At 60.2% G+C, this 26,945-nt stretch carries 18 protein-coding genes and 1 tRNA gene; 10 read left to right on the forward strand and 9 right to left on the reverse strand.

Annotated features, from left to right (window positions below; translation table 11 throughout):
- Positions 1–34 precede the first annotated feature (34 nt).
- Both AC1ENN_RS04325 and AC1ENN_RS04330 read left to right on the forward strand, forming a co-directional pair.
- Complete coding sequence (locus AC1ENN_RS04325; protein WP_480406752.1) at positions 35–3,136, forward strand: ATP-dependent helicase; 3,102 nt, start codon at positions 35–37, stop codon at positions 3,134–3,136.
- Positions 3,133–6,384, forward strand: a complete 3,252-nt coding sequence (locus AC1ENN_RS04330) for a UvrD-helicase domain-containing protein (protein ID WP_480406753.1) — start codon at positions 3,133–3,135, stop codon at positions 6,382–6,384. The genes AC1ENN_RS04325 and AC1ENN_RS04330 overlap by 4 nt, the downstream gene beginning before the upstream one ends.
- 52 nt (positions 6,385–6,436) lie before the next feature.
- On the opposite strand, the gene AC1ENN_RS04335 is transcribed toward AC1ENN_RS04330, so the two are convergent.
- Positions 6,437–7,285 carry a LysR substrate-binding domain-containing protein gene (locus AC1ENN_RS04335; RefSeq protein WP_449648604.1) on the reverse strand — a complete coding sequence of 283 codons (849 nt, stop codon included), beginning with the start codon at positions 7,283–7,285 and terminating at the stop codon, positions 6,437–6,439.
- A 133-nt stretch (positions 7,286–7,418) separates the two neighbouring features.
- Here AC1ENN_RS04335 and AC1ENN_RS04340 point away from each other — a divergent pair, with 133 nt between their 5' ends.
- Positions 7,419–8,840 carry an MFS transporter gene (locus AC1ENN_RS04340; protein ID WP_480406754.1) on the forward strand — a complete coding sequence of 474 codons (1,422 nt, stop codon included), beginning with the start codon at positions 7,419–7,421 and terminating at the stop codon, positions 8,838–8,840.
- 56 nt (positions 8,841–8,896) lie between these two features.
- Here AC1ENN_RS04340 and AC1ENN_RS04345 read toward each other — a convergent pair whose 3' ends face one another.
- Positions 8,897–9,898, reverse strand: a complete 1,002-nt coding sequence (locus tag AC1ENN_RS04345) for a phosphotransferase (RefSeq protein ID WP_449648602.1) — start codon at positions 9,896–9,898, stop codon at positions 8,897–8,899.
- Between the two features lie 67 nt (positions 9,899–9,965).
- On the opposite strand from AC1ENN_RS04345, the gene nudC reads away from it, so the two are divergent.
- Positions 9,966–10,892, forward strand: a complete 927-nt coding sequence (nudC, locus tag AC1ENN_RS04350; protein WP_449648601.1) for an NAD(+) diphosphatase — start codon at positions 9,966–9,968, stop codon at positions 10,890–10,892.
- Positions 10,889–12,580, forward strand: a complete 1,692-nt coding sequence (locus AC1ENN_RS04355; protein ID WP_449648600.1) for an ATP-dependent helicase — start codon at positions 10,889–10,891, stop codon at positions 12,578–12,580. The genes nudC and AC1ENN_RS04355 overlap by 4 nt, the downstream gene beginning before the upstream one ends.
- Here AC1ENN_RS04355 and AC1ENN_RS04360 read toward each other — a convergent pair.
- On the reverse strand, positions 12,501–13,391 hold the full coding sequence (locus AC1ENN_RS04360) for a hypothetical protein (protein ID WP_480406755.1): 891 nt from the start codon (positions 13,389–13,391) through the stop codon (positions 12,501–12,503). The genes AC1ENN_RS04355 and AC1ENN_RS04360 overlap by 80 nt on opposite strands.
- A gap of 90 nt (positions 13,392–13,481) precedes the next feature.
- A complete protein-coding gene (locus tag AC1ENN_RS04365) occupies positions 13,482–14,825 on the reverse strand; it encodes a zinc-dependent metalloprotease (protein WP_480406756.1) in 1,344 nt (447 codons plus the stop codon).
- A 108-nt stretch (positions 14,826–14,933) separates the two neighbouring features.
- On the opposite strand from AC1ENN_RS04365, the gene AC1ENN_RS04370 reads away from it, so the two are divergent.
- From AC1ENN_RS04370 to AC1ENN_RS04380, 3 genes are all read left to right on the forward strand, one after another.
- Complete coding sequence (locus tag AC1ENN_RS04370) at positions 14,934–16,046, forward strand: YlbL family protein (protein WP_480406757.1); 1,113 nt, start codon at positions 14,934–14,936, stop codon at positions 16,044–16,046.
- Positions 16,047–16,169: 123 nt separating this feature from the next.
- On the forward strand, positions 16,170–19,055 hold the full coding sequence (locus tag AC1ENN_RS04375; RefSeq protein WP_480406758.1) for a UPF0182 family membrane protein: 2,886 nt from the start codon (positions 16,170–16,172) through the stop codon (positions 19,053–19,055).
- Between the two features lie 89 nt (positions 19,056–19,144).
- A tRNA-Met gene (locus AC1ENN_RS04380) sits at positions 19,145–19,221 on the forward strand.
- Between the two features lie 85 nt (positions 19,222–19,306).
- Here the strand turns inward: AC1ENN_RS04380 and AC1ENN_RS04385 are convergent.
- Positions 19,307–21,184 (reverse strand): threonine/serine exporter family protein, encoded by a 1,878-nt coding sequence (locus AC1ENN_RS04385; protein WP_480391913.1) that lies wholly within the window; start codon positions 21,182–21,184, stop codon positions 19,307–19,309.
- 265 nt (positions 21,185–21,449) lie between these two features.
- On the opposite strand from AC1ENN_RS04385, the gene AC1ENN_RS04390 reads away from it, so the two are divergent.
- Entirely contained in the window at positions 21,450–21,842 is a 393-nt protein-coding gene (locus AC1ENN_RS04390; protein ID WP_480391914.1) for a VOC family protein, read from the forward strand.
- Positions 21,843–21,873: 31 nt separating this feature from the next.
- Here the strand turns inward: AC1ENN_RS04390 and AC1ENN_RS04395 are convergent, their stop codons facing one another.
- Positions 21,874–22,146 carry a hypothetical protein gene (locus tag AC1ENN_RS04395; protein WP_480391915.1) on the reverse strand — a complete coding sequence of 91 codons (273 nt, stop codon included), beginning with the start codon at positions 22,144–22,146 and terminating at the stop codon, positions 21,874–21,876.
- A 112-nt stretch (positions 22,147–22,258) separates the two neighbouring features.
- On the opposite strand from AC1ENN_RS04395, the gene nadE reads away from it, so the two are divergent.
- Complete coding sequence (gene nadE / locus AC1ENN_RS04400) at positions 22,259–23,083, forward strand: ammonia-dependent NAD(+) synthetase (RefSeq protein ID WP_480406759.1); 825 nt, start codon at positions 22,259–22,261, stop codon at positions 23,081–23,083.
- 28 nt (positions 23,084–23,111) lie between these two features.
- Here the strand turns inward: nadE and AC1ENN_RS04405 are convergent, their stop codons facing one another.
- From AC1ENN_RS04405 to AC1ENN_RS04415, 3 genes are all read right to left on the reverse strand, one after another.
- Positions 23,112–25,316, reverse strand: coding sequence for a S9 family peptidase (locus AC1ENN_RS04405; RefSeq protein WP_480406760.1), 2,205 nt, complete (start codon positions 25,314–25,316; stop codon positions 23,112–23,114).
- 68 nt (positions 25,317–25,384) lie between these two features.
- Positions 25,385–26,128, reverse strand: a complete 744-nt coding sequence (locus AC1ENN_RS04410) for a FadR/GntR family transcriptional regulator (RefSeq protein ID WP_480406761.1) — start codon at positions 26,126–26,128, stop codon at positions 25,385–25,387.
- Positions 26,128–26,916 carry a 3-oxoacyl-ACP reductase gene (locus AC1ENN_RS04415; RefSeq protein ID WP_449648589.1) on the reverse strand — a complete coding sequence of 263 codons (789 nt, stop codon included), beginning with the start codon at positions 26,914–26,916 and terminating at the stop codon, positions 26,128–26,130. The genes AC1ENN_RS04410 and AC1ENN_RS04415 overlap by 1 nt, the downstream gene beginning before the upstream one ends.
- Positions 26,917–26,945 lie beyond the last annotated feature (29 nt).

A 26,945-nucleotide genomic window follows, 5' to 3' on the forward strand; every position in this document is an offset into this window, starting at 1 on the left:
GTTCTCTGTCAGCGCATCCAGATAACGTTGATTCATGGTCACATTGCCCGCTGGGCGCGCGGATGTCGCGGCACCCGAGCCGCACACGCTCGATGCTTCTCAGCGAGCCGTCGTCGAGCTCACGGAAGGCGTGAGCGCGATTGTGGTTGGAGCGCCAGGCTCGGGTAAAACCGAGACGCTCGTAGCGGTGGTGGCCGAACGGGTTCACAATCGCGGGTGGTCTCCTGAGCAGATTGTTGTGTTGTCGGCGACTCGCCAGAGCGCTACGGCACTGAGAGATCGCCTCGCAGCCCGAATCGACGCTCCCACTCTTGGGCCGATGGCTCGCACGGCAAACTCGCTGGCCTTCGAAGTGATTCGCGAGGCCGCTGCTGCTGCTGGCGAAGGCGCCCCCACGCTGCTCACCGGCGCCGAGCAAGACCAAATCATCTCCGACCTGTTAGCCGGCGAAATTGCCGACCATGCGGGTGCGCCGTGGCCAGCCCACCTCGATCCTGACGTGCGCAAGCTTCGGGGGTTCCGCACCGAGTTGCGAGATCTCATGATGCGCTGTGTCGAATTCGGCGTCACGCCCCACGAGCTCAGAGAGTTGGGCGAACGCACCGATCGCCCGGAGTGGGTGGCGGCATCCGCGTTCATTTCTGTTTACGACGCCGTGAAGGCCAGTTATCGCGACCGACACTTCGATGCGAGTGAATTGCTCGCCGAGGCTGCCGCACTCGTCGCTGACGGCCACTATGCCGCAATCGACCGACTGCGTTTGGTGATTGTGGATGATGCCCACGAGCTCACAGAAGCCACCATTTCTTTGCTGCGGGCGCTCGCCAGTCGCGGCATCACGATTATCGGGTTTGGCGACCCTGATCTCACAACGGGATCGTTCCGGGGTGCTCAGCCTGCCGTTCTCGCGGCCTGGGCGTTGCGGCTTCAGCTCGATAACTGCCAGACGCTTTTTCTTTCCTCTGTGCACCGGCACAGCGCAGCTCTCCGCCATACCGTGACCGAGCTCACGCAGCGCATCGGAGTCTCTGGGCTTCTTGAGCAGCGCAAGTCGCCGGCGGTCGCGACCGCGCCGTCGAGCATCCATAGTTATCAGTTGGCGACCCCGGCAGAAGAAGTGGCATTCATCGCTCGAAGCCTTCGGGAGAAGCACGTTCTTGAATCAGTGCCGTGGTCGCGCATGGCGGTAATTGTGCGCACCGGCTCGCTGATTCCGTCGCTCGCACGCCAGTTGCGCACACTCGAAGTTGTTACGAGTGTGTCAAGTGCTCGCAGTGCGGTTCGAGATGAGTTCAGCGTGAATGGTTTGATCGTTCTCCTCGAACTTGCGTTGGGGCGTCGAGCGCTCGACGCTGCGACGGCGGTCGAGTTGCTTTCCAGCTCAGTCGGCGGATTCGACGCCGTGTCATTGCGCCGCTTGAAAGCAGCCCTGCGCCACGAAGCGCTGGCTGCCGAAAACTACGAGCCGGCCGATCAACTCATCGCCAGCGCCCTAGCCGCACCGGCAGGGTTCACCAGCATCGAGACGCGGGTAGCCCGGCAGGCCGCTGCCGTGGCCAAGAACCTCCGCGAGACCGCTGCCGCGGGAGACGCCGGCGACACGATCGAAGAGTTGCTGTGGGGTGCATGGCAACGCAGCGGCCTCGCCGACCGCTGGTTCGCTCAAGCACTCGGCTCGGGCGTTGTCGCTGAAGAAGCCAATCGCCACCTCGATGCCGTCGTCGCCCTGTTCTCTTCCGCCAAACGTTTCGTCGAACGTCGACCGGATGCCCCCGCCAACGTTTTCCTCAACGAGTGGCTCTCGGCAGACGTGTCAGAAGACACTCTTGCTGCTCGCTCCATCGTGGACTCCGTCACAGTCGGAACACCGGCATCCGTCATCGGCCAAGAGTTCGACGTTGTTGTCATCGCCGGACTGCAAGAGAACGTGTGGCCCAACCTGCGCGTGCGTGGTTCACTCCTCGGCGCACACGATCTGCCTCGAGTGCTGGCTGGCGAAAAGCTGGCGGTCGCCGACCGTCGCCGTGAAGTTTTGCACGACGAGTTGCGGATGTTCGCCCAAGCAGTCTCGCGGGCCACGAGTGAAGTAATTGTTACCGCAGTCGCGGGTGATGACAACATGCCATCACCCTTCCTCACGCTGATCCCAACGCCGGATGAACCCCTGCGCGCTCGACCACCGCTGAGCTTGCGCGGACTAGTCGGGGTGCTTCGGCGTGAACTCACGAGCTCGGCGAACCCCGGTCCGGCAGCAGCCTCTCTCGCGCGGCTCGCGCAGGAGGGCGTTCCTGGTGCCGACCCCAGCTCCTGGTACGGACTGCGCGACCCAAGCACGACAGCGCCGCTCGTTGATCTGAGTGATCCTGACGCCGTAGTGCGAGTTTCGCCATCGCGCATGGAATCGTTCGAAAGCTGTCCGCTGCACTGGGCGATCGATCAGTTGGGGGGATCAACGTCGAGCGTCGCCTCAAACTTGGGAACGCTCATCCATGGCGTTGCCGAGACGGCAACTGACTTCACCGCCGAGGCTCTCTTTCGTGCCGTCGAAGACCGCTGGGGCGAAATGAGTTTTGAGGCATCGTGGCAGTCGGAAGCCGAGAAGCTGAGAGCCCGCAAACTCACTCAACACTTGGCGACGTATCTGCGTGATTTCGCCGCCGATGGAGGAGAACTCATCAGCAACGAGATGCAGTTTAAGTTGCCGCTCCAGCAGGCTCTGCTCAGCGGAAAGATTGACCGTGTCGAACTGTATGGGGGAACAACAGCAGTGATCGTTGACCTCAAGACTGGCAAGAACGAACCATCCACCGACAGCGCTGTTGCCGACCATCCTCAGCTTGCGGCGTATCAGCTTGCCTTTGCGTCCGGGGCGATCGAGGGAGTGCCTGAGGGTCTCGCCAATGGTGGTGCCAAACTTGTCGTGCTGTCGCCGAGTGCTAAGACCCGGGACTATGTCGACCCGAAACAGGCACCGATGACCGATGAACAGCTCGAACTCTTCCGTCAGAGAGTGATCGACGACGCACGAGGAATGGCCTCCAATGTGTTCGTGGCCCGAATGAGCAGCCACTGCACCGACCCGTGGAGTTTCGGCAATTGCCGCATCCACGTCGTGCCGGCGGTGAGCGCCCGATGATCTCTTCCGTCGAACTTGCTGGGCTCATGGGAATCCACGCGCCAACACCGCAACAGCAGGTTGTCATTGAGGCTCCGCTGACTCCCGCGCTTGTTGTTGCCGGTGCTGGCAGTGGAAAAACCGACACCATGGCAAGCCGCGTGGTGTGGCTGGTTGCCAACAACCTCGCCACGCCAGATCAGATCCTCGGACTCACCTTCACCCGCAAAGCGGCCGGCTCGCTCAGCAAGCGGGTCAGCGAACGCATAGCGATCCTGCGCGACGTGCAAGATCGGCATCCCGAACGATTCACGGCCACGCCAGAAACCGCATCGATCGAGTTCGACCAGCCCACAATCTCCACCTACAACTCTTTCGCCAGTGCGCTGTTCACCGAAAATGCACTGCTGATCGGCCGGGAACCAGAGTCGACCCTGCTCAACGATCCCTCCTCATGGCAACTGGCCCGCAAGCTCGTCGTCGCGAGCACTGATGAACGACTCATCGGACTCGAAAAGTCCATCAATGCCCTCACTGAGGCGGTGCTGAGCCTGAGCCACGCGCTCAGCGACAACGTGGCAAACGCCGACGACGTCGCAGCTTACGCGCAGCGGTTTACCGAACTTTCCGAGCTGCCCTATGCCGAAACCGCACGCAAGAAGACCCCCTATGTCTCTGTAGTTGAAGCCGTCAACGAGGTCGGATCGCTCGCGCCATTGCTCGCGTTGGCCGTGCAGTACGCCCAGCAGAAACGACAGCAGGGGTTGCTTGAATTCAGCGACCAGGTTGCTCTCGCTCTCGAAGTGAGCGAGCGCTCCTCCGATGTCGTAGAGCACTACCAAGACCGCTACCGGGTAGTGCTGCTCGACGAATATCAAGACACCAGCGTCGTGCAAACGCGACTGCTCGCGCGACTATTCAGCAACCACTCGGTCATGGCCGTCGGCGACCCCCACCAGTCGATCTACGGCTGGCGCGGAGCGAGCGCTGCAAACCTCGCCCGCTTCAGTCGCGACTTCACCGACAACGGTGACGCTCAATACTTTGCCCTCTCTACAAGCTGGCGCAACGCCACTCGTGTGCTTGACGCCGCCAACGTCATCGTCGAACCGCTCAGTGTTCGTTCACCAGTGCGCGTCGAATCACTGGATGCACGTCCCGCCGCCCCCGAGGGCACAATCGACGCCCACTACTTTGAACACATCGACGAAGAGGCCAGGGGAGTCGCCACATGGTTTTCGCGAGCGCTCGCGCCGCAAACTTGGAACCGCTACGACCCCAACCCCGACGCGATTGCTCCTTCGCCGCCAACGGCGGCCATCCTGTTCCGACGGCGCAGCGACATGGATCGCTTCGCCGCAGCACTCGGGGCCGAAGAAGTTCCGTACCACGTGCTGGGAATAGGCGGACTGCTGTCAACACCAGAAATCGTCGATCTCGTCAGCGCGCTCACCGTAATCCACGACCCCACAGCAGGGTCAGAGCTCATCCGGCTACTATCGGGCGCACGCTGGTCCATCGGCACCCGCGACCTGCAAGCACTCGCCGGACTCTCGCGGTGGTTGCTCAGCCGCTCCGTCACGCAACACGAGCTGAGCGACGAAGTGAAGCAACACATGCGGGACTCCGTCGCGGTCGATGATTCGGCATCCATTGTCGATGCTCTCGACTTTGTTGGTGAAGCACCCGCCACGCATTCGCAGCTTGAGGCGTTTAGCGAAGAAGGTGTTTCGCGGCTCAAAGCCGCAGCAAAGCAATTGGCGTTCTTCCGTTCGCGAGCTGGCCTTGACCTCGGTGACCTTGTGCGGCTTCTTGAGCAGGAACTGCTCCTCGATATTGAGGTCGTCGCTAGTCGTCCCCAGGCCCAGGGCATGGCCAACCTTTATGCGTTTCACGATGAGCTCGCTGGCTTTCTTGCCAGTGACGATCAAGCCAACCTCGGCAGCTTCTTGTCGTGGTTGAGGAGGGCTGCGCAGCAAGACATGATGGGGCCGCGCAGCGACGATGCCGAAGCCGGCACCGTGCAATTGCTCACGATCCACGCCTCCAAGGGGTTGGAATGGGATCTGGTCGCACTGCCGCGGCTGTCTGCCGGAGAAGTCCCTGCGACATCGCGGGAAGGAAAAGGCTGGGTAGGTTTCGGCAAGCTTCCCTTCGCCTTCCGTGGCGATGCCGCTGAGCTTCCCGAATTGGAATGGGAAACCGCAAACTACCAGTCCGACTTCGATGCCTCTCTCAAAGATTTCAAGGCAGCTCTCGCTGACCGTCATCAAGCAGAAGAGCGACGACTCGGCTACGTCGCGATCACTCGAGCGCGCGACAATCTGCTGCTGACCGGGTCATTCTGGTCGAGCCGCAGCAAGCCGCAAGCGCCCAGCATTTTTCTGCAAGAACTCCAAGAACGTGCACTCATCGCCGAGTTGCCGACTGACCCAGTGAACGACGAAAATCCAACGCTGAACGATGTCGTCGACCCGCTCTGGCCCTTCGACCCACTCGGTAATCGTCGCACCAGCGTAGAAGTGGCCGGTCACCTCGTTCGAACGGCAGATCCCGGCGGCGACGGCCAGTGGTCGCACGAGATTGACCTTCTCGTTGCCGAACGCAACAGAGCCGCGAGCGAAGCCAAGCGCACACCGCTGCCTCAACGAATTCCCGCCTCTCGATTCAAGGACTACATCGCCGACCCCGAAGCGGTCGCGCTCTCGCTGCGGCGCCCCATGCCCGAAAAGCCGTACCGCGCCACGCGATTGGGAACCCAATTCCATGAGTGGGTCGAAGCTCGCTTCGGTGCCTCGGCATCCGCAGAGACGCTCGATGCTCTACCCATCGAGCTCGACGGTGACGACACCGACGGTGCAACGGATGCCAAAAAGCTTGCCGAGTTGCAGTCCACTTTCGAACGTTCAGCCTGGGCAACGCGCAAGCCCGTCGACGTTGAGATTGAGATTCACGTTCCCTTCAACGACCGGGTCGTGATCTGCAAGATCGATGCCGTGTACTCCGATGGCGACCGATTTGAGATTGTCGACTGGAAGACGGGCCGTGCCCCGCGGGATGCCGCCGATCTTGAAGCCAAGCAATTGCAACTCGCGCTCTACCGACTGGCGTACGCGCAGTGGAAAGGCATCGCGCCAGACAAGATCGATGCAGCGTTCTACTTTGTGGCTGACGACACAGTGGTTCGCCCCGAACACATCTCGAGCGAAAGCGAACTTCGTGGGGCTTGGGAACGATCCGTCGGTGCGGCTCCGAGCTTCGGCGGCTAGACGCCGGCCTAGTGACTAGACGCCTGTCTAGAGTCAAGACAGCCGCAGCGGGCTAAAGCAGCGCTGGGCGGCTAAGAATCGCTGTACTGAGCGCATCGATGGGCTCACGGGCGGCAAGCGGGTTGTCAAGCAAAACGAAGTCGACGTCGCCGAGTTCTGGCAACTCGAAAGTGGCGGGCAACTGAGCAAGATCCGCCGGAATGAGAGACTGCGGAAACACGGCAATACCGATTCCCGCCCGAACAGCGGCGAGAGCTCCATTCACCTCTTTCACGTTGCACGTAATCCGCCAGGTACGGCCGTTAGCTTCGAGAGCGCGCATTGCATAGGCACGCCCCAGACTGGGTGCCTGATAGACAATCAGCGGAACCGGTGCACCAGCCTCAAGGGTCGTACTCTTGTGGCCCATCCACACCATTCGGTCGCGGCGCACTAGTCGCCCGCCTTCAATACCTGTCCCTTGCTTCACAAAAATCAGGTCGAGTTGGCCAGCCTGAAGGCGTCGGACCAGAGCGCCACTTTGGCTGACGGTGAGTTCGAGATTGATCTGTGGATAGAGCTGACGAAAATTGCGCAGGATGCCCGGCAACTCATTGAGCGCCAAGTCGTCGGCAGAACCGAAGCGCAAACGACCGCGCATCGCCGATCCCGTGAAGTACTTCACTGCCTGATCCTGTTCCGCCAAAATCGCGCGAGCAAAGCCAAGCATCGCTTCGCCGTTGTCAGTGAGATATACCGCGCGAGTATCGCGAACGACAAGATTACGGCCAGCGGCAGCCTCGAGTTTGCGGATGTGCTGGCTAATCGTCGGCTGGCTCAGAGTCAACGTTCGGGCGGCGTCGGTGAAGCTGAGCGTGTCGGCGACAGCGACAAACGATTTCAGCAGTACGGGATCAAACACCAGTGCTCCATTACGAAACGTAATTGAATTTATAGGCTCGATTATGCACTGGAATGAGTGCCGAGACAATACGGTTGAATACGTGGCTATGACATCTGAGACCTCTCCGGCAACTGTGCCTATCTCGGCAGTCATGCAACGCCCACTCTGGCGCGACACCTTCAGTTCCCTTCGGCTGCACAACTACCGCCTCTATGTGATCGCCCAGTTCATCGCCTACACCGCTGCTTGGGTGCAACGCATCGCTGTTGATTGGCTCGTTCTTGAGCTCACGGGAAACGTTGCGCTCGTTGGTCTGACGATCGCGATCCAGTTCACTCCGACCATCGTTCTTGGGGCCTATGCCGGCGTCATCGCTGATCGTTTCGATAAGCGGGCGACACTCATGGTCGCGCAGTCGATCATCGGGCTGCTTAGTCTTTCTCTCGCCATCATCACAATCATGGGTGCGGCACAGCTCTGGCTCGTGTACTTGTTGGTGTTGTTCATGGGCATCATCCAAGTTTTCGATAACCCGGCGCGTGCCGTCTTCGTGAATGAGCTCGTTGGTCCTCGCCACTTGCGCAACGCCATCAGCCTGAACGCCTCAATTTTCCACTCCGGTGCCTTCTTGGGGCCGGCGCTCAGCGGGGTGCTCATTGTCGCGGCTGGTTCCGGCTGGGCGATCGGCATTAACGCGGTCGCGGTGGTTATCGGCGTGGTGATCCTTGCATCGATGCGCAAGAACGAGTTGCTGATCGCGCCTCGCGCTCCGGAATCCAAGGGCCAAATTCGCGAAGCAATCCGGTACATTCGCAAAAAGCCCACCCTGTTCTGGACCATGGTGATGATTTTCGTCGTCGCCGTGTTCGGAATGCCAATGCCGACGCTGCTCGCCGCGATGGCGAACACTGTTTACGGCACCGGTGCCAGCGGTTATGGCCTCTACAACTCGCTCGCCGCGATTGGAGCTTTGCTCGGGGCGCTCGCGTCAGCCCGCCGGGCGAGCCTTCGGCTGAGAACGATCATCTTCGGGGCGGTGCTCTACGGAGCAATGATGATGCTCGCGGGAATCGTTCCGATCTACGGACTATTTCTCGGTGTGCTCATCGGCATTGGTCTCAGCCGCCTGCTCCTCATGACGGCTGCCGAAACAATGGTTCAGCTGTCATCGAACCTGGTCATCCGTGGTCGCGTTATGGCCTTCTGGGTGATGGTAATTCTTGGCGGTCAAGCAGTCGGCGGTCCGCTCATGGGAACCATCGCCGAGCTCTTGGGCGCCAAAGTAGCGTTCGTCATTGCTGGGGGAGTGCCCGCTGTTGTCGCGATAGTGATCGCAATCGTTCTGGCGCGATCGGGTCAGCTTACGGTCACAGTGGCTCCGCGCCGAAAGGGCCGGTGGGTCGCGATAGTGCCCCGGCATCAGTCGCGTGCCATTACCGAGCCGATCACCATCGTCGATGCGGATGCCGTACAGGTGCCCATTGCTCACAACAAGCTGCGCCGACTGCGTTCCTCGCTTTCGCGCTCAGCGACCAAGCGCCGTTCGGAGCAAGAGGATCGTTTCAACAGGTAGCCCAACACCTGCGCTGACAGCCATCGACCAGGCGCCGCGCAAGCGGAACGAAAGCGTTAGACCGCGTGGTTGTTCTTGCGCAGCATGGCTTCGACCTCGTCGACGGCCATGGTGGGCATTGTGTTGGCGCTAATCGGGTTCATAACATCGTCTCGGATGTCGTCGAGCAATGTGGTGAGCATTTCAACGGCGTCGTCGACAATTTCGGTGCTGCGCACTTCAGTCCCGTGGAGGAGCCACTTGGCTACCGAAAGCTCCGCATAGAAGGTGGCGCGCTGCTTGAGTTGACGATCTCCGGCACCACGGGCATCCGCGTAGGCACCAAACGCTGATTCGATGATGGCGTCATTGCGGGGGCCGAGGAGCCACTGGAGGTCTGTCGCGGGGTCGCCGACTTTGATGTCTTGCCAACCCAGCACACCCGTGACCGCGTTGTCTGCGGTCAAGAAGGAATCTGAGACGAGGGAACCGTTGACCACGGTTGGCTGAAACTGCCAGAGTTTGGAATCTTCAGTGGCTTCGCGCCAGCGCTCGAGTAGTCCAGCGGGAACGAGCTTTGTGGCCGCGGCACGGTCGATAATCGAAATGCACGATCGCAGACTTTCGCCTGCGGTCTGCACGGGGAGTCCGGCATCCGCGACAAAGCTTGTCGGCAGGCTGTGAATTGCTGCGATGGCGGTGCCGATTGAGGCTGAAAGCGAGCCCGGCCCTGTGGTGTACGAACGCATGGGCACTTTGCTGCCATAGACAAATTCGTAGACGATTCCGCGAGTTTGGCCAACCGGAACTTGGCCGGCATAGCTGGTGACAGCGAACGGCAGTCTGGTGCGAACACCGGCGCTGAGCGCGCGTAGCGCTACGAGGTCGGCGGACTGCACATTTTCTGCTGAAGTGTTTCGGGGCACTCGAATAATCCAGTGCTTGCCGTCGCGCCCGGTAATGAGCGCGGAGTCGAAGTCGTTTCCGTTGCCGGTGCCGAACGGTGCGGCTGCGGCAACATCGAGTCCTTCGACAGCAGAGGTCGCCAGCGCGGCTAGAGTGAGATGTGATCTGGCCATAACACTCAGGGTAGGTTGCTCAGACGCGCATTTGCCGCACGCCACGCACTTGGGACGGGGTCGATACATGTCACAGGCTTTTCTTTCACGCCTGCCACTATCGCGATATGAAATTGATCGTGACCACCTTGCGAGAGAAGACCCTCGACTTCTCGACCGCTTGTGGCGCGATCCGGCTACGAGAGTTTTGCCGATATTTGACGGTTCCGCACTGCTCGCGGCTGATGGTTCGCTCGCTCTGCTACGTCCGGATGCAATCGATCGCGGCCATACTGTCGTCTACTTGGGACGGTCGATGTCGACCACGAGCCCTGAGCCCGTTGGCACCCCGATCGTGACCGTCGAGCTTCAGGACGCCGGGCATTTCGCCGAAGCAAACTGGGGCAATTTACGTTCCATCGCTACCCAATTGAGCGACCGGGATGCCGGACTCTTTACCGAAGCTCTGGCGATATTGAACTGGCATTCTTCGCACCTCTTTTCTCCGCGGACCGGAGAGCCGACTGTCGTAGAAAAGGCCGGATGGGTGCGCCGTGATGTCGCGTCAAAGCTCGAAGTTTTTCCGCGAACCGACCCCGCCATCATCGTCGGCGTCACGGATCAGAACGACAGGCTCCTATTGGGTTCCAACGCCCTCTGGGAGTCGAACCGTTACTCCCTCCTCGCCGGATTCGTCGAGCCTGGAGAGTCACTGGAGTCGGCCGTTCAGCGCGAAATCCTTGAAGAATCGGGAGTGCCAGTAGTCGACCCGGTCTATTTGGGCAGCCAGCCCTGGCCATTCCCGGCATCACTCATGCTCGGATTCACAGCCTCAGTCGCTCCAGGATTCACTGGGCTAGGAACCCCAGACGGAACCGAAATCCTCGACCTGCGTTGGTTCAGCCGGGACGAACTCGCTGCGTCGTTAACTCAGATCCGCCTGCCGGGTCATTCGTCTATTGCTCGCGCCATCATCGAGCACTGGTACGGCCAGCCGATTGACGAGCAACCGTGACTCTAGAAGCAAACGAACTACTCGACGCGCTCGATGAGGGCCAGCGGCAGGCTGCCGAAGCCCTCCTAGGGCCGGTCTGTCTTCTCGCCGGCGCCGGAACGGGAAAGACTCGAGCGATCACTCACCGCATCGCTTATGGGGTTGCCACCGGTGTCTATCCTCCGGGTCGAGTTATGGCGCTCACCTTCACGAACCGCGCCGCCGGTGAACTGCGGGGCCGCCTTCGCAGCTTGGGCGCGGAAGGCGTTTCCGCTCGAACATTTCACGCTTCAGCACTCTCTCAACTCAACGCGTTTTGGCCGCAAACTATCGGCGGAACCATGCCGAGACTGCTTGAGGGCAAGGCGCGGATGATCGCGCATGCCGCCGACTCTCTAAAAATCAAGCTCGACACCGCCACTCTTCGCGATGTTGCGGCGGAGATTGAATGGCGCAAGACCTCCCGCATGTCGATCGAGCAGTATGGAAACGCTGAACGAACAATGCCGGCAGCGCTCACCGTTGACCGCATGGTCGCGTTGCAGGCAGCGTATGAATCCACCAAGGATGCCCGCCGCCAGATTGACTTTGAAGATGTACTTCTTGCCGCGGCCGGAATGATCGAAGCGGAACCTCGTATCGCGCAGCAAGTGCGTGAGCAATACCGCTTTTTTGTCGTTGATGAGTATCAGGACGTTTCGCCACTTCAGCATGAGCTGCTGCGATTGTGGGTGGGAGACCGTGATGATCTCTGTGTGGTTGGCGACGTCAGCCAGACTATTTACTCCTTTGCGGGAGCAAGCCCTGACTTCCTGCTGCGTTTCGCCTCGCAGCATGACAACGCAATCGTGTTGCGACTCGAACGCAACTACCGGTCAACTCCCGAGATCGTGCACACGGCGAACAAACTGATGGCGAATCAGCCGGGGGCGCTAACCCTGCAGTCGGCGACGAAAGAACACTCCGGGATCCCTGCAGTTACCGCCTACGACGATGATCAAGCTGAGGCGACTGCCATTGCGGAGACCATTGCGGGGCAGATTGCGGCCGGAACCAGCCCTGAAGAGATTGCGGTGCTCTACCGCATCAACGCTCAGTCGCAACCAATCGAGGCTGCGCTAGCTGCAGCTGGGGTGCCATTCCTTGTTCGCGGAGCAACCCGCTTCTTTGACCAGCGCGAGGTCAAAGAAGCGATCATGCTGTTGCGCGGAGCCTCCATTACGACAGCAACAGAGCCACTCTTCAAGTCAGTCAGCGATGTTTTGAGATCTATCGGATGGTCGCAAGAACCTCCTCAGAGTGCTGGTGCTGTTCGGGACCGGTGGGAATCTCTCAACGTGATCATGCGCCTAGCCGAGGATGCACCAGAAGAGATGACTCTTCGCGAATTTGTGGCCGACCTTGTTGACCGTCAGAGCAGCAACAATGAACCATTGCGCTCCGCAGTAAACCTCGCCACCCTGCACTCGGCAAAAGGCTTGGAATGGGATTGCGTGCACATTGTCGGGCTCAACGAGGGCCTGCTACCGATTAGCTATGCCCGCACCCCCGAAGCGATCGACGAAGAGCGACGGTTGCTCTACGTCGGAATTACTCGTGCACGCCGATCACTCGGGATGTCTTGGTCAGCTAGCGCACAAACAGGTCGGGCTGGGCGTCGTGCCCCCAGTCGCTTTCTGGACGATGTGCGCGATCGTTCACAACCCTAGCCACGGCGCCAATTTGCTGGCATCCGCACTCGGGGTGACGGAACCGCAAGCTTTCATCACGCCGCCCCGTTGAGTGATCGATGCGCACCGATGATGTTGCGTCGGCCGGCGTCTGATCAAAGACGGTGTAGCCGACGCGACCCAAACGATGAAGCGCCATCCGGCACGCTTCTGCCGCAGCTTCCGCAATGAGCACCGGCGTTTCTGCGTGGGAAGACCGCCCCATCAGCTGAGTGGCAATAGCGGGCCAAGCTGCATCGGCATCGCGACGGTGAAGCTCGACGCAGAGGAGGCATCCGGTGATTCCAGGAGTGACTACTGGGCCGATCTCGGCGCCAGAGTCTGAAATCACCACGGGGATGTGAGGTATATCCCGTCGCAACCAATGCGAATGCACCGAGGGGGCGATTACGTAGTGGCCAACCATAATCGCGAGATCAGGATCGGGGTCGACCAACTCATCCGCGTGCTCAGCGACACGAACGTTCACTCCGCTAGCGGCGAGAACACGGGCAATCGATTCGGCCAAGGAACCAACACCGAGTACAGCAACGTTGGCGCTTGGTGACTGAGGCGGTGTCGCGACGAGCACGCCAGAGAGGGCGTCGAGCAGGTCGTCGCAATCAGCAGGATGTGATTTGGAGAGCATGCCGAGACCGCTACGACTGATGCCAGCCACGAGAGCGGAGAGAATCTTTTCTTGCGCGTCGGTGACATGGGCCAGTACGACGGCGGGAGGGTCAATGCCGATTTGGGCGCTCGTGGGGGAGCGCCACACCAGTGGTAGTCGGGGGTCTACTCGCAGGATCATGTGCCCATTGTGCACACTGTCCGAGCGGTCAGCGCGAAGATTCCACAGCGCAGCGAGAGTTCCCGATGTCGGCGCTACCCGGCTCGTGAATTAGGAGTTGTCGCCCTCGTGGGGGCGGTCTCCGGATTCGTCGTTAAGAAGCGCGTCGATGGCCTGATCGATGTCGTCTGGCGTGCTGCCACCGTCACGGAGTCGAGCAACAAGGGCAGCGGGGTCGTCAATGTCTGCGGCTGTCGGCATCACGTCGGGGTGTGACCAGAGCGAATCGCGCATCTCTGCACCAAGTTCGTCGCTGACGTGTTGCCACATCGCGGCTGCTTCACGCAACCGGCGTGGTCGAAGCTCGAGGCCGACGAGAGTAGCGAAGGCGGATTCTGCAGGTCCACCGGATGCTCGGCGTCGACGCACGGTCTCGGCGATCGCACCGCGGGCAGGCAAGCGCGTGGTCGCTGCGGCGGTAACGACATCCACCCATCCTTCGACAAGTGCAAGAACGGTCTCTAGCCGTTCAAGTGCTTCGCGCTGCTCTTCACTCTTCGGTGGAATCAGCGAACCGTTAGTCATAGCGTCGCGCAGCTCTTCAGGATTATTCGGGTCGAAACCGCTCGCAAGCTCAGCAATCGCATCCGAATCAATGTGGATGTCGTGGGCGTACGCCGTGATCGACGTGAGCAATTGCAGTCGAAGCCACCGTGCGTGCCGAAACAGCCTGGCGTGAGCAAGCTCTCGCACTGCCAAATACAGGTGCACCTCTTCATCGGGAATGTCGAGGCCATTGCCGAAAGCGAAGACGCTTTGCGGGATAAGAGCTGCTTGCTGTTCATCGAGCAACGGGATGCCAATGTCGCCACCAGAAACGACTTCGCTCGAGAGCTGGCCGACGACCTGGCCAAGTTGCATAGCAAACAGAGTGCCGCCGATGTCGCGCATCACCTTGCTTGCGCCGGAAAGCATTTCGTTCATCTCTTCTGGCGCGTTCTGCTTGAGAACATCGGTGAGGGAATTGGCGATTGAGTTTGCCACCGGCTCGGCAAGCTGGGTCCAAATCGGCATCGTGATTGATACCCATTCGCTGCGGCTCAAAAGCTTAGGTTCTACCGTGAGTTCGGAGATATCTGTGACCTCATTGAGCCAGAGCGATGCAACGTGGAGCGCCTGCTCGAGCTTGGAACGCTCGGCGGGAAGGGAAACCACGGTGCTCTGAGAAGCAAGGTTCTTGGCTTGCTCTAGGGCGATGTCCCAATTGATCCCATCGCCGCTCTTGCCTAAGGCATTCTGCAGTTGACTGAGCAATTGTTGGATCATGGCGGGGTCGTTCGGGAGCCCCGCGGCGGCAGCAAGTTTCGCCGGATCGATTTCACCATCACCGGAGAGGAACTCGCGCATCATGTCGCGGAACTCGTCTTCGGAATTGTTGTCAGCATCGTCAGCCATGTTTTAACGCTACTCGCTCGATGCCGTGCGCGGCTGAGTTTTGACCTAGGCTAGTAACTCTTACCGTGCGCCTGTGGCGAACACCGCTTCCACCCCGTAAGGACCTAGGTGGCCCTGTTTACTGATAATCGTCCCGAACCGTCATCGCGCCGCGCCCGAAGTGGCTGGCTAGGATGGCTGATTCTCAGTGTTGCGCTCATCGGCACGCTGCTAGCAACACTCGTTCCATCGCCGTACATCATCGAGCAACCCGGCCCCGTCTACGACACCTTGGGTGACGTAGAAATCGAGGGCGCGCAGGTGCCGCTCATCCAGATCCCGGTCGAGACGACGTATCCCACTAAGGGCGCGCTCGACATGCTCACCGTGAACGTGCGGGGAAACCCGGATTCACCACTCAGCTGGTTCGAGGTTGGCGCAGCTTTCTTCGATCGCAGTCGCGCCATTGTGCCCGTCGAAGCTGTCTATCCGGTCGGCGTGACCATCGAAGAGTCGACCGAAGCTGGCCGTATCCAGATGGAAAGCTCGCAGCAGGAAGCGATCGCTGCCGCCCTCTCTGAACGCGGTTACGAATTCGATGCAACGCTCACGGTTGCTGAGACGAGCGCAGGTGGACCATCGGATGGCGTGCTGCAGGCTGGCGACATCATCCGTTCAGTAAACGACGAGACTTTCGCTGACGTCACCGGCCTTCGCGATGAGATTGCCGCGAATGGCACGACGAAGCCAGCCACGGTGGTCTTTGAACGTGATGGCGAAGAGCAGACGGAAGAAATCATCCCGACCTTCACCGAGGGTGACGATCCGATTGCAGTAATTGGGGTAATTGTCGGTAGTGCCTATAACTTCCCCGTTGATGTCAAAATTCAGTTGGAAAACGTTGGCGGTCCGAGTGCGGGAATGATGTTTGCGCTCGGGATCATTGACAAGCTAACCCCCGGTGCAATCAACGGCGGCGAAGAAATCGCGGGCACCGGAACAATCACCGCAAGCGGCGATGTGGGCCCCATCGGTGGAATCCAACAAAAGATGTATGGAGCCCGTGGAGCAGGAGCGAGCTTCTTCTTCGCGCCCATCGAAAACTGCGATGAGGTTGTGGGAAACATCCCCAAGGGCCTCACCGTTTATGCAATCGACGATCTCAACGATGCCCTCGTTGCGCTTGCCAGCATTCGTGCTGGGCTAAGCGGAGCCGGGCTACCGTCGTGCGATGCAAGCTGAGCGCAACTGAGTGATCGTTGCCCTGAGCTTTGCCGAGAGTCACGCTGAGAGCGATTATCTGCCCTACGCCCATGAAAGACCTTTAAGATACCTCTAGGCCCCCAATTTCAGGAGCGAAGTACTGTGTCGAGCCAAACCCGATCAGCCCCACCGAGCAAGACGAGGTCTGCGTTTACGATTACGGCGATAATTCTCGCCGTCATTGTTGTTGCTTTCTTCTTGTTCTCCAATCTCTATGCGGACGTTCTCTGGTTTGACCAGGCTGGGTATCTTGAGGTGCTCACCACCCAGTGGATCGCCAACGCCGTAATGTTCGTCATCGGATTTGTGGCGATGGCAGTTCCAGTGGGTATCAGCCTGCTCGTTGCCTTCCGCGCTCGCCCGATCTACGCGAAACTCAATGCGCAACTCGAGGGCTACCAGCAGGTTGTTGAGCCGCTGCGCAAGCTCGCCATGGTCGGCATCCCCGTGCTCTTGGGAATCTTCGGTGGCGTCTCGGCAGCCGGTAGCTGGCCTGTGGCTCTTCAGTGGTTGAACCGCACGTCATTCGGCGAAGTTGATCCCCAGTTCAACCTTGATATCGGGTTCTACTTCTACGAACTGCCGATGTATCACGGCATCGTTGGCTTCGCTTCAGCAGTGCTGCTGGTTTCCTTCGTCGGAGCGCTTGCTACGAGCTACCTCTACGGTGCTCTCAGCGTGCATGGTCGTGAGGTTCGCATTTCGCGTTCGGCACGCATCCAGTTGGCGATTACTGCAGGCCTCTTCTTCGCCCTTCAGGCCGTCAGCATCTGGCTTGACCAGTACACGACGCTGTATTCGGCGAGCCAAGGCTTCCTGCAAACCGGTGCAAGCTACACCGAAGCGAATGCCACCATCCCCGGTCGCGCGATTCTCGCCGGCATCGCGGCAATCGTCGCGATTCTCTTCATTGTTACGGCCATCATCGGCCGCTGGCGACTGCCCATGATCGGTACAGCACTCTTGCTGATCAGCGGTCTCGTCGTCGGAAACCTTTACCCGTGGGTCGTTCAGCGCTTCCAGGTAGATCCCAACGCGCGCACCTACGAGGCCGAATATATCGATCGAAGCATTCAGGCAACTCGAGACGCGTACGGTGTCGCTGATGTCGAAGAGATTCCTTATAGCGCCACTACCGATGCTGAACCAGGGGCGTTGCGTGAAGACGCAACGACCACGGCGAATATTCGAATTCTTGACCCTGCTATCGCGCCGCAGGCCTTTGCCCAGCTCGAGCAGTTCAAGCAGTATTACCAGTTCGACAGCCACCTCGATGTCGACCGCTACGAAATTGATGGCGAAACTCAAGACACCGTTATTGCGGTCCGCGAGCTCAACCAGTCTGGACTTGGCGATTCGCAATCGTGGTACAACAATGCTGTCGTCTACACCCATGGCTATGGCGTCGTTGCGGCTTTCGGTAACCAGCGTGCCGCTGACGGCCAGCCCGTCTTCCTGCAGTCTGGCATCCCCAGCACCGGTGCACTAGGCGACTTCGAATCTCGTGTCTACTTCGGTGAGAAGTCTCCGGAGTACTCGATCGTTGGTGCGCCTGAAGGCTCAGACGACATTGAGCTCGACTACCCGTCCGGTGGCGAAGATAGCAACCAGAATGCGACTACCACGTTCCAGGGTGACGGCGGACCGGTACTAGACAACATCTTCAAGAAGCTTGTCTATGCGATCAAGTTCCAGTCGGAGCAGATCTTCCTTTCGTCAGCTGTTACTGAGAAGTCGCAGATTCTGTATGACCGTGAACCTCTCGACCGCGTCAAGAAGGTTGCCCCGTACCTCACCGTCGATAGAGACGTGTACCCGGCCATTGTGGACGGTCGCATTGTATGGATCGTCGACGGCTACACGACGGGCGCAAACTACCCTTACTCACAGGTCGAGCAACTGTCTAGCGCGATTGCCGACACCAACACACCGGCACCACAGTTTGCGCTCGATGACATCAACTACATCCGCAACTCGGTCAAGGCGACTGTTGACGCCTATGACGGCTCGGTGAAGTTGTATGCCTGGGATGACGCTGATCCTGTTCTGAAGACGTGGAACAAGATCTTCCCGAACACTTTGCTTCCGCAGAGCGACATGAGCGTTGAACTGTTGGATCACGTGCGCTACCCCTCTGACCTGTTCAAGGCGCAGCGCGAGATTCTGGGTTCCTTCCACGTGACGGATGCCGGCTCGTTCTACTCGAGTGATGACCAGTGGGTCAGCCCTGAAGACCCGGTTTCGACAACTGGTTCGCTTCAGCCGCCCTACTACCTGACAATGCAGGTACCGGGAACGGAAGACCCCGCATTCACGCTCTACTCGACGTTCATTCCTAAGGGAAGCGCGGACGCAACACGAAGCGTTCTCACCGGTTACCTCACGGCGAACTCGGATGCTGGGCCCGACTACGGCAAGTTGACCCTGCTGAACCTGCCGAAGAAGGACACCATCCCGGGTCCAGGTCAGGTGCAGAACAGCTTCAACACTGACACCATTGTTGCCAACCAGTTGGCTCTGCTCCAGCGCGGTGAGACTGAGGTTAAGCTCGGTAACTTGCTGACGCTGCCGGTTGGTGGGGGACTGCTCTACGTGCAGCCCGTCTACGTGCAGTCAACGAGCGGAACGCAGTACCCGCTACTGCGCAAGGTTCTCGTGTCATTCGGTGATGAGATTGCCTTCGAGGACACTCTCGATCAGGCGCTCGACACCTTGTTCGGTGGAGACTCTGGTGCTGAAGCTGGCGATGGTGAGGTTCCGGTAGATCCTGAAGTTCCCGTTGACCCCGATGCCCCTGTTGATCCGGATGCGCCTGTCGACCCAGTAACGCCGGGTGACAACCCCGTGCTCGACAAGGCACTTGCTGACTACAAGGCAGCACTTGCTGACCGCAACGCCGCCTACGCCGCTAACGACCTCGTTGCCGCAGCGGAAGCTGACAAGGAAATGGTCGCCGCAATCGAGCGGGCAATCGCCGCAATCCAGTAGCCGATTCTGACTCAGCGGGCCGCAGCACACTGCGAGCCCGCTGAGTTCGGTTTTGGCACCGTTCACCCTGTGTTAGTCTTTAAGCACGCCGCGGGGTGGAGCAGTTCGGTAGCTCGCTGGGCTCATAACCCAGAGGTCGCAGGTTCAAATCCTGTCCCCGCAACCACGTAAAAAGTCCCGGTCTCGAAAGAGACCGGGACTTTTGCGTTAAGCGACGCAAGTGACATGAGCGAGATCGGTGCCTGGGCGACTTACGTGTTCTCGGGATCCTTCGTCTGGCGCGGCGTCTTAGTCGGAACCGGTTGCGTCTCACGGTCGGCGTCAGGAACAGGTTCGAGGAAATCGAAAAGGTTCGGCAGTCTGCGATCGCGGAATGCACTGGATGCGGCGAGTCCGATGAGCACACCGAGGGCGATGGCGATCATGGTGCCGAGCATCGTGATCAAGGTGCTGCTGCCATCGTTTCCGCCCAGTACCTCGGTGACTCCGACGAGTCCGAGCCCGCCAGGCACGAGCAACCAGAATGCCGGAAGGAAGCTAACAATCGCGGGAGGGCCGGTGCGGTGTCTGGCCACGAGTACGGCAACCGGAGTCATGGCGATCGCGCCGATGAGCGCGGAAAGCACTCCGCCGAAGAGCACGTCACCGATCACCTGCGCGCCGTAGGCAACGTAGAGCACGAGCAGGATCCACGGAATCGATGTTGGTCGGGCGCACTGGTAGATGGTGATCCCGACGCCGAACACGGCAACAGCAACCCAGGGTGCGATGGGGCCCAGCGGTTCGCTGGTGGCGGTGAGCTCGAGTGCGGGAACGCCGACGAGGGCTGCGGCGGAGACGATCCCTACGGCGAGCAGCAACAGTCGCATTGCTCCCGCAGCTGCGCGTGCGGACCCCGACATGATGTGCCCGGTGGCAAGCTCGATGACGGCGGTGGTCAGTAGACCTCCGGGGAGCAAGATGACGACCGGAGCCACCAGAGAAGGCAGGACTCCAGGATCATCTGCGGCACGGGCAGCCAGCAGCACGATCAGTGACGATCCGAGGGCCGCGCCGACGATCACGAGGGCGTTGAAGCTTGCCGGTAGATGTTCGCTGAGTAAGAGTAGTGTGCCGACGCCGGCGCCTAAGAGTGCCGCGATGAGGACTCCGAGCCAGGATGAGCCAAGGAGCACGGAGATTGCGCCGGTGGTGAGGGCATAGGCGAGCACGCGTTGGGCGCTGGTGAATGGCGGTGCGAGCTCCCGCATTTTCGTCAGCTGCCGCGTGACCCACGCGCTCGAACCGGAACGAACCCGACCCACTTTCACTACGCGATCAATTACGTCTACCTGGTGGAGGAGGTAGGACTGCCCGCCGGCCGATACTGCTCGCGTAAGAGTGGCGCCGTTGTCATCAAGCGATACAAACAGCGCTGTCGGGAAGACAACGACTTCCGCTGAGGAGTACCCGTTCGCGGTTGCAACATCGTGCAAGGCGGTCCGCACCATACTCACGGGGTAGCCGCTATCGATCATGACTTCGCCGACATCCGCCAGTGAATCGAGCACGATGGTCGCAGGCTGTGCCCGGGTGAGTGACGAGGTCGCGGTGGTGGCTGCAGCGGCGCTGGAACGTCGACGAAGCACAAGCCACAGTACGAGGATGCTGCCGGCGAGCACAGCGACTGCAATGAGCAGTGACGTGAGCGACACGTTTGTGGTCGCGATACTGGGCGGAATCGACGGGAGGGGGATGACTTCGTCCGCTTCGTCAACGGCGGGCGTCTCGGTAGGCGTTGGGCTATCGGTCGGGGTCGGCGCCTGAGTGTCTGTCGGTGTCGGAGTCGGAGTCTGCGTTGAAACCGGAGGAAGAGTGGTCGTTGGTGCGCCCGTAGGGACAGGGGCGGGGGTTGGGGTTGTCTCTCCGGGAACGGGGGCGACGGGATCGGTCGGATCATCGATTGCCGTTACCGGTGTGGTCATCGGCGTCGCATATCCTGCGGCGTGAGTAGGCCAATGGGCACTCCCCGCTGCAGCCGCTAACACGGGGACGGTAGCTGAAGCGGGAACAGCAAGGGAGGGAACGCTTCCGGCGCAGGCAACCACGAGAAGTACGACAATGCTGAGGCGGCGCAGAGAGTCTCCCATAGGCAGTCGACATCCTCCTCTAGCGAACCAGCTTCTATGAAACGTACGCGCAATCGGTCGAGACAGCCAAGAATTGCCAACGAATTGACGAAGTGTGCCCCGCCCCTGCACGATCGTCAACGTGACTCACGGTTAACTGCTGCTCGGGGTTAAAGTGGTGCCCACTCCGGGACTCGGGATTCGTGCGCAGCTATGTAAAACCGGCCGGGACCACCATGCCTGAGTAATGTTCTGGAGATTGCGTTGCTAAGGAAAGGGAAGACCAATGATCAGCTCGCTTGACAATGTTGAAGCCATTACCGTGTTCTCCGATAACATTCCGGCATCTCGGGAGTTTTACACGACAGTGTTTGGGGCGCCCATCCTCTTCGAAGACGAAGTCTCGGTCGCACTGCGCATCGGTGCCATCGTGATCAACGTGTTGGCGCGAACAGAAGCCCCAGCGCTCGTAACACCAGAACCGATCGCGAAATCGGGGGCCGCGGCATCCGTGATGTTGACGGTGAATGTGGCCGATGTAGATGCCGTGTGTGCTGCTCTGGGCGAGCGGGGCGTTGACCTCGTCAACGGCCCCATTGATCGACCGTGGGGCCGCCGCACTGCGGTGTTTCTTGACCCGTCAGGGCTTCCTTGGGAAATTGCGCAAGAGCTCGGCTAGTTCACGCGCGAGTTTCAGACGCCTCGTAGATCTAGGCGAGGGGCGTTGTTGCAGCCGAACGTTCGATCTTCAGAAGGATGAGCGCACCAACCACCAAAGCGGGGCCGAAAAGGCGTGCAAGTTGGCCGAGAGATTCAACCCCCGCGGTGAGAGCCCCGACGAACTGCTGGGTCATGGGGAAGTAGATCGACTGTATGGCGAGGTACAGGGCCGGAAGCAGAAAGTTAAACACAATGAAGCTGGCGAGCGTAAGGGCAGCTCCCGCCCAGAAGGCAACCTTGGGGCGAAGTAGTTGGTCGATCATCCTGGGCTCCTGTGTTTCGTGGGCGTAACAGTTTCAGACTAACCCGCAGCTAGTTCGCGGCGCAGCAAAAGTGAACAATCCTAATGAGGTGTCGCAGGGTTAGATTTAACGTATGACTCCGTTGCAGGCGCGCATCATCTACGACTTGAACACCCAACCCACGATCGACGCTGGTGAGCAGATCCGCATGCGCATCGACTTTCTCAAGGAATACCTGAAGGCATCACACGCCAAGGGTCTCGTGTTGGGGATCAGCGGCGGGCAGGATTCCTCGCTCGCCGGCCGACTGTGCCAACTCGCCGTTGCAGAGCTGCGCGCGGAGGGTGCCGAGGCACAGTTTGTGGCCGTCCGACTGCCGCACGGGGTGCAGCACGACGAGGACGATGCGCAACTGGCGCTCGACTTTATTGAAGCGGACCGCGAAGTGACGTTCAACATCCAGCGAGCCGTCGACGGCATCGCAGCCGAGTTTGCGGATGCCCTGGGGGAGCCAATAACGGACTTCAACAAGGGCAACGTGAAGGCTCGCGAGCGCATGGTGGCGCAATACGCCATCGCCGGGCAGCTCGGCTACCTTGTAGTCGGAACAGACCACGCGGCCGAAGCAGTCACGGGCTTCTTTACCAAGTTCGGCGACGGCGGTGCCGACCTCTTGCCTCTCACGGCGCTCACTAAACGTCAGGGCAAGCAGCTTCTCGTTGAGCTAGGGGCGCCAGAGCGCCTCTACGAAAAAGTTCCCACCGCTGACCTGCTCGACCACACGCCGGGCCAGGCCGACGAAGCCAACCTCGGCGTCACCTATGACCAAATCGACGACTACCTCGAGGGCCGCGACGTGCCTGCCGACGTCGCCGTGGAGATCGAGACGAAGTACCTCAACACGCGCCACAAGCGCACCGTTCCCGTGTCAATGTACGACGAGTGGTGGACCGAATAGCGCGCTAGTCCGCCTGTGGAGAGCGCGATCAGCCTCGCGAGTCGCGCGTCACATCCACCATCCACGCGTAGTTGAAGGCACGTTCGCGCCACGCGTCGTAGCGACCGGAGACGCCGCCGTGGCCGGCCGCCATCTCGGTCTTGAGCAGAGCATCCGCCCCCACTTCGCGCAGTCGGGCAACCCATTTGGCTGGCTCGACGTAGAGCACGCGGGTGTCATTGAGCGACGTCACTGCAAGGATGCGCGGGTAGTGGGTGTCGTGCACGTTCTCGATGGGGGAGTACGACTTCATGTAGTAGTAAACCTCCTCATTGTGGAGGGGGTCACCCCACTCATCCCATTCGATGACCGTCAACGGCAGCGATGGATCGAGGATCGAGGTGAGGGGGTCAACGAAGGGGACGACCGCGAGGATACCCGAGAACAGTTGCGGTGCAAGGTTCGCGACGGCGCCCATGAGCAAGCCGCCGGCGCTTCCGCCCTCAGCGACGAGGCGGTCACTGGCGGTCACGTCGGTGTCGATGAGGTGATGGGCGCACGCCACGAAGTCGGTGAACGTGTTGCGCTTGTGGAGCTTTTTGCCGCCCTCGTACCACGTGCGACCCAGTTCGCCACCACCGCGCACGTGAGCGACAGCGAAGACTATGCCGCGGTCGAGCAAGCTGAGGCGGCCGACAGCGAAGCCGGGGTCGATGCTGATCTCATAGGACCCGTAACCGTAGAGCACGGTCGGTGCTGGGGTTCCTGGCACCACAAGGTCGTTGCGGTAGACGAGTGAAATCGGCACGCGAGTTCCGTCGGAGGCGGTGGCCCACTCTCGACGTTGGGTATACAGCGCGGGGTCAAAGCGGCCAAGCACCGGCTGCTGTTTGCGCATGACAAGCTCGTTGTCATCTACGAGGTAGTCGTACACGATCGTCGGTGTCACGAAGCTGCCATAGCTGAGGCGGATGCTCGGCTGGTTCCACTCGGGGTTTGAGCTGAGGCCAACGGTGAAGAGTTCGTCGTCGAACTTCAGCTCGTGGGGAATGTCTTCGTACCGTCCGCCATTCTTCGGAACGATTGCGATCGCCACACGAGTGAGGCCTTCACGACGGTACTCGATTGCCACGAAGTCCTTGAAGGCATCCACACCCTCGAGGCGCACTGCTTCGTTGTGGGGGAGGATCACGCGGCGCTCGCCGAGGGGATCCGCCGCCGCAACACTGACCAATTCGAAGTTAATTGCGTCCTTGTTGTGCACAATCAGCAGTCGATCTTGCGTGCCAACCACAACATGCTCGACGTCGTACTCAACGCCAACTTCGCGCGGCCAGACAATCTCGAACTCGCCGGTCGGGTCGCTCGTGTCGAGCAGTCGCGCCTCGCTCGTCAGGCGCGAGCCTGCCTCGATCGCCACATACTTGCCACTGCGTGAACGACCAACGCCCACCCAGAAACTTTCGTCAGGTTCATGAAAAACCTGCACCGCGGATGCCGCAGCAGTGCCCAGCTCGTAGCGCCAGACGGTATCGGGGCGCCACGCATCATCAACCGTCGTATAGAAGACATACTTGCCCGTGGCATCCCAAAGCGCGCCGCCCGCGGTGCCCGGAATCTCGTCAGGCAGGTCATTGGCTGCACTGAAGCGGATGACGGCGTCCGCGTCAGTGGCGCTGCTCGCGGTGCTTGCCGCAGCGGAGTCAACGAGTTGGCGCACGCGCAACGTGTAGCGCTCATCGCCCTCAGTGTCGACGCCGTAGAGCAGCAGGGTTCCGTCGTCGCTGAGCGAGAACGAGCCAAGGCTGAAGAAGTCGTGACCCTCAGCTTCGATGTTGTCGTCGAGGAGTATTTGCTCGCCCGGGAGCGTGGCGGGAACGCCAGCAGCATCCGCACCAGCAGCAGGCTCGGCAATCGTCGGGGGAGTCCAGTCAGTGGCATCCGCGATCGGTGCGCGGCAGTGGATCGGGTACTGCTTGCCCTCTTCAGTGCGGCTGAAATACCACCACTGACCCCGGCGAACCGGAACGCTCAGATCGGTCTCCTGCGTGCGGGCCTTGATCTCCTCAAAGATCTGCTCTTGCAACACACTGAGGTGACTTGTGCGGGCCGATGTGAAGGCATTCTCGGCATGGAGATGCGCGAGGGTCTCGGGGCTCTCTTTGTCGCGCATCCACTCGTAATTGTCGACATAGTGGTCGCCATGCTGGATGCGTTCGGTAGGAACCTTTGCGGCTTCAGGTGGGGTGAGCATGCCTTCAGCGTATGCCCGATTTCTGAGTAGCGGGCACGACAGGAGACCGAATTGGTGACGAGTAACTGCTACTCGAGGAACCCGCGTAGCAGGAGAGCAGTCCCTGCTAGGTGTTCGCTCATTGCTTGTGCCGCGGCGTCAGGTCGCCCGGTCAGGATAGCGATAGCGATCTGCTCGTGCTGAGAGTTCGAGTGCGCGATGTTGGGGCCGAGCGAGGGAATGTTGTCGAGTAGTTCGTTCACCCGCATGCGCACGTCTGCGATGAGCGGTGTCAGTGAGGCAGATCCGGCAAGTTCGCCGATCATGAGGTGGAAGCGCGAATCAAGGCGGCGATATTCCTCATCGGTGGCGGCATTCGCCTCAGCAAGACTCAGCCACAGCAGTTCGCGCTCGCTTTGGGTGAGGGCGCGACCCGCTGCGTGGCGCGCCCCTCCGACTTCAAGAATTTCTCGCAGGGTCAGCGTGTCTTCGATAGCTTCCGGGGAAAGGTCGCGTGCCGGTTCGAGCGCATCGTCGTGAGCTGTTCCGGGAATATGTGTCGGCAGAACATCGCTGACGAACGTTCCCCCGTAGCGTCCCCGACGAGAAACTAAGTAGCCAGCGTCGCTGAGCGAAGCAATAGCGTCGCGCACGGTGTCCCTGCTGACCGAAAGCATCGCTGCGAGTTCCCGTTCGGCGGGCAACCGTTCGCCGGGAGCGACGAGCCCAAGACGAACTGTTTGAAGGAGGCGCTGAACGGTCTCCTCGAACGAGTTGCCCCCACGCACAGGGCGCAGCAGCAACTCGCCGTGGAGACCGGTCGGCTCATCCATTACAGGGGCGTCGTGTAGGCAGAGCTGATGCCGCCATCAACGATGAATGTCGACGCGGTGATGAACGATGAGTCATCGCTAGCAAGGAACGCAACCGCGGCAGCAAGTTCTTCTGCCTCAGCGAAGCGGCCCATCGGGATGTGGACGAGACGGCGAGCGGCCCGTTCAGGGTCCTTGGCAAAAAGCTCTTGGAGGAGGGGAGTGCTCGTGGGGCCGGGGCAGAGTGCATTGACTCGAATTCCCTCCCGGGCAAACTGCACGCCCAACTCACGGCTCATCGCTAGCACGCCACCCTTAGACGCCGTGTAGGAAATCTGGCTGGTCGCTGATCCCATGATAGCGACGAAGGATGCCGTGTTGATGATCGACCCCTTGCCCTGCTTGACCATGTGGCGGAGGGCTGCACGGCAGCAGAGGTAAACCGACTTGAGGTTGACGTCTTGAACTTTCTCCCACGCCGGCAACTCTGTAGTGACGATCGAGTCGTCTTCCGGCGGTGAAATTCCGGCGTTGTTGAAAGCGATGTCGACTGACCCGTACGTGCTGGCGGTGGTGTCGAACAGCGCATTCACCTGTTCCTCGTTGGTTACGTTGACCTTGATGAAGTGGCCACCAACAAGCTCAGCGGCCGCGAGACCTGTTGTCTCGTCCATGTCACCGATGATGACGGTTGCACCCTCGGCAGCGAATCGGCGCGCAGTGGCGAGACCGATTCCGCTCGCGCCGCCGGTGATGACGGCGACTTTGCCGGCGAGGCGCTGCGTGAGGTCGATAGGGGTGATGCTCATTCGGTGCTCCTTGAGTGGGAAGGGGTGAA

The sequence above is a fragment of the Rhodoglobus sp. G.S.23 genome (genome assembly GCF_056675935.1).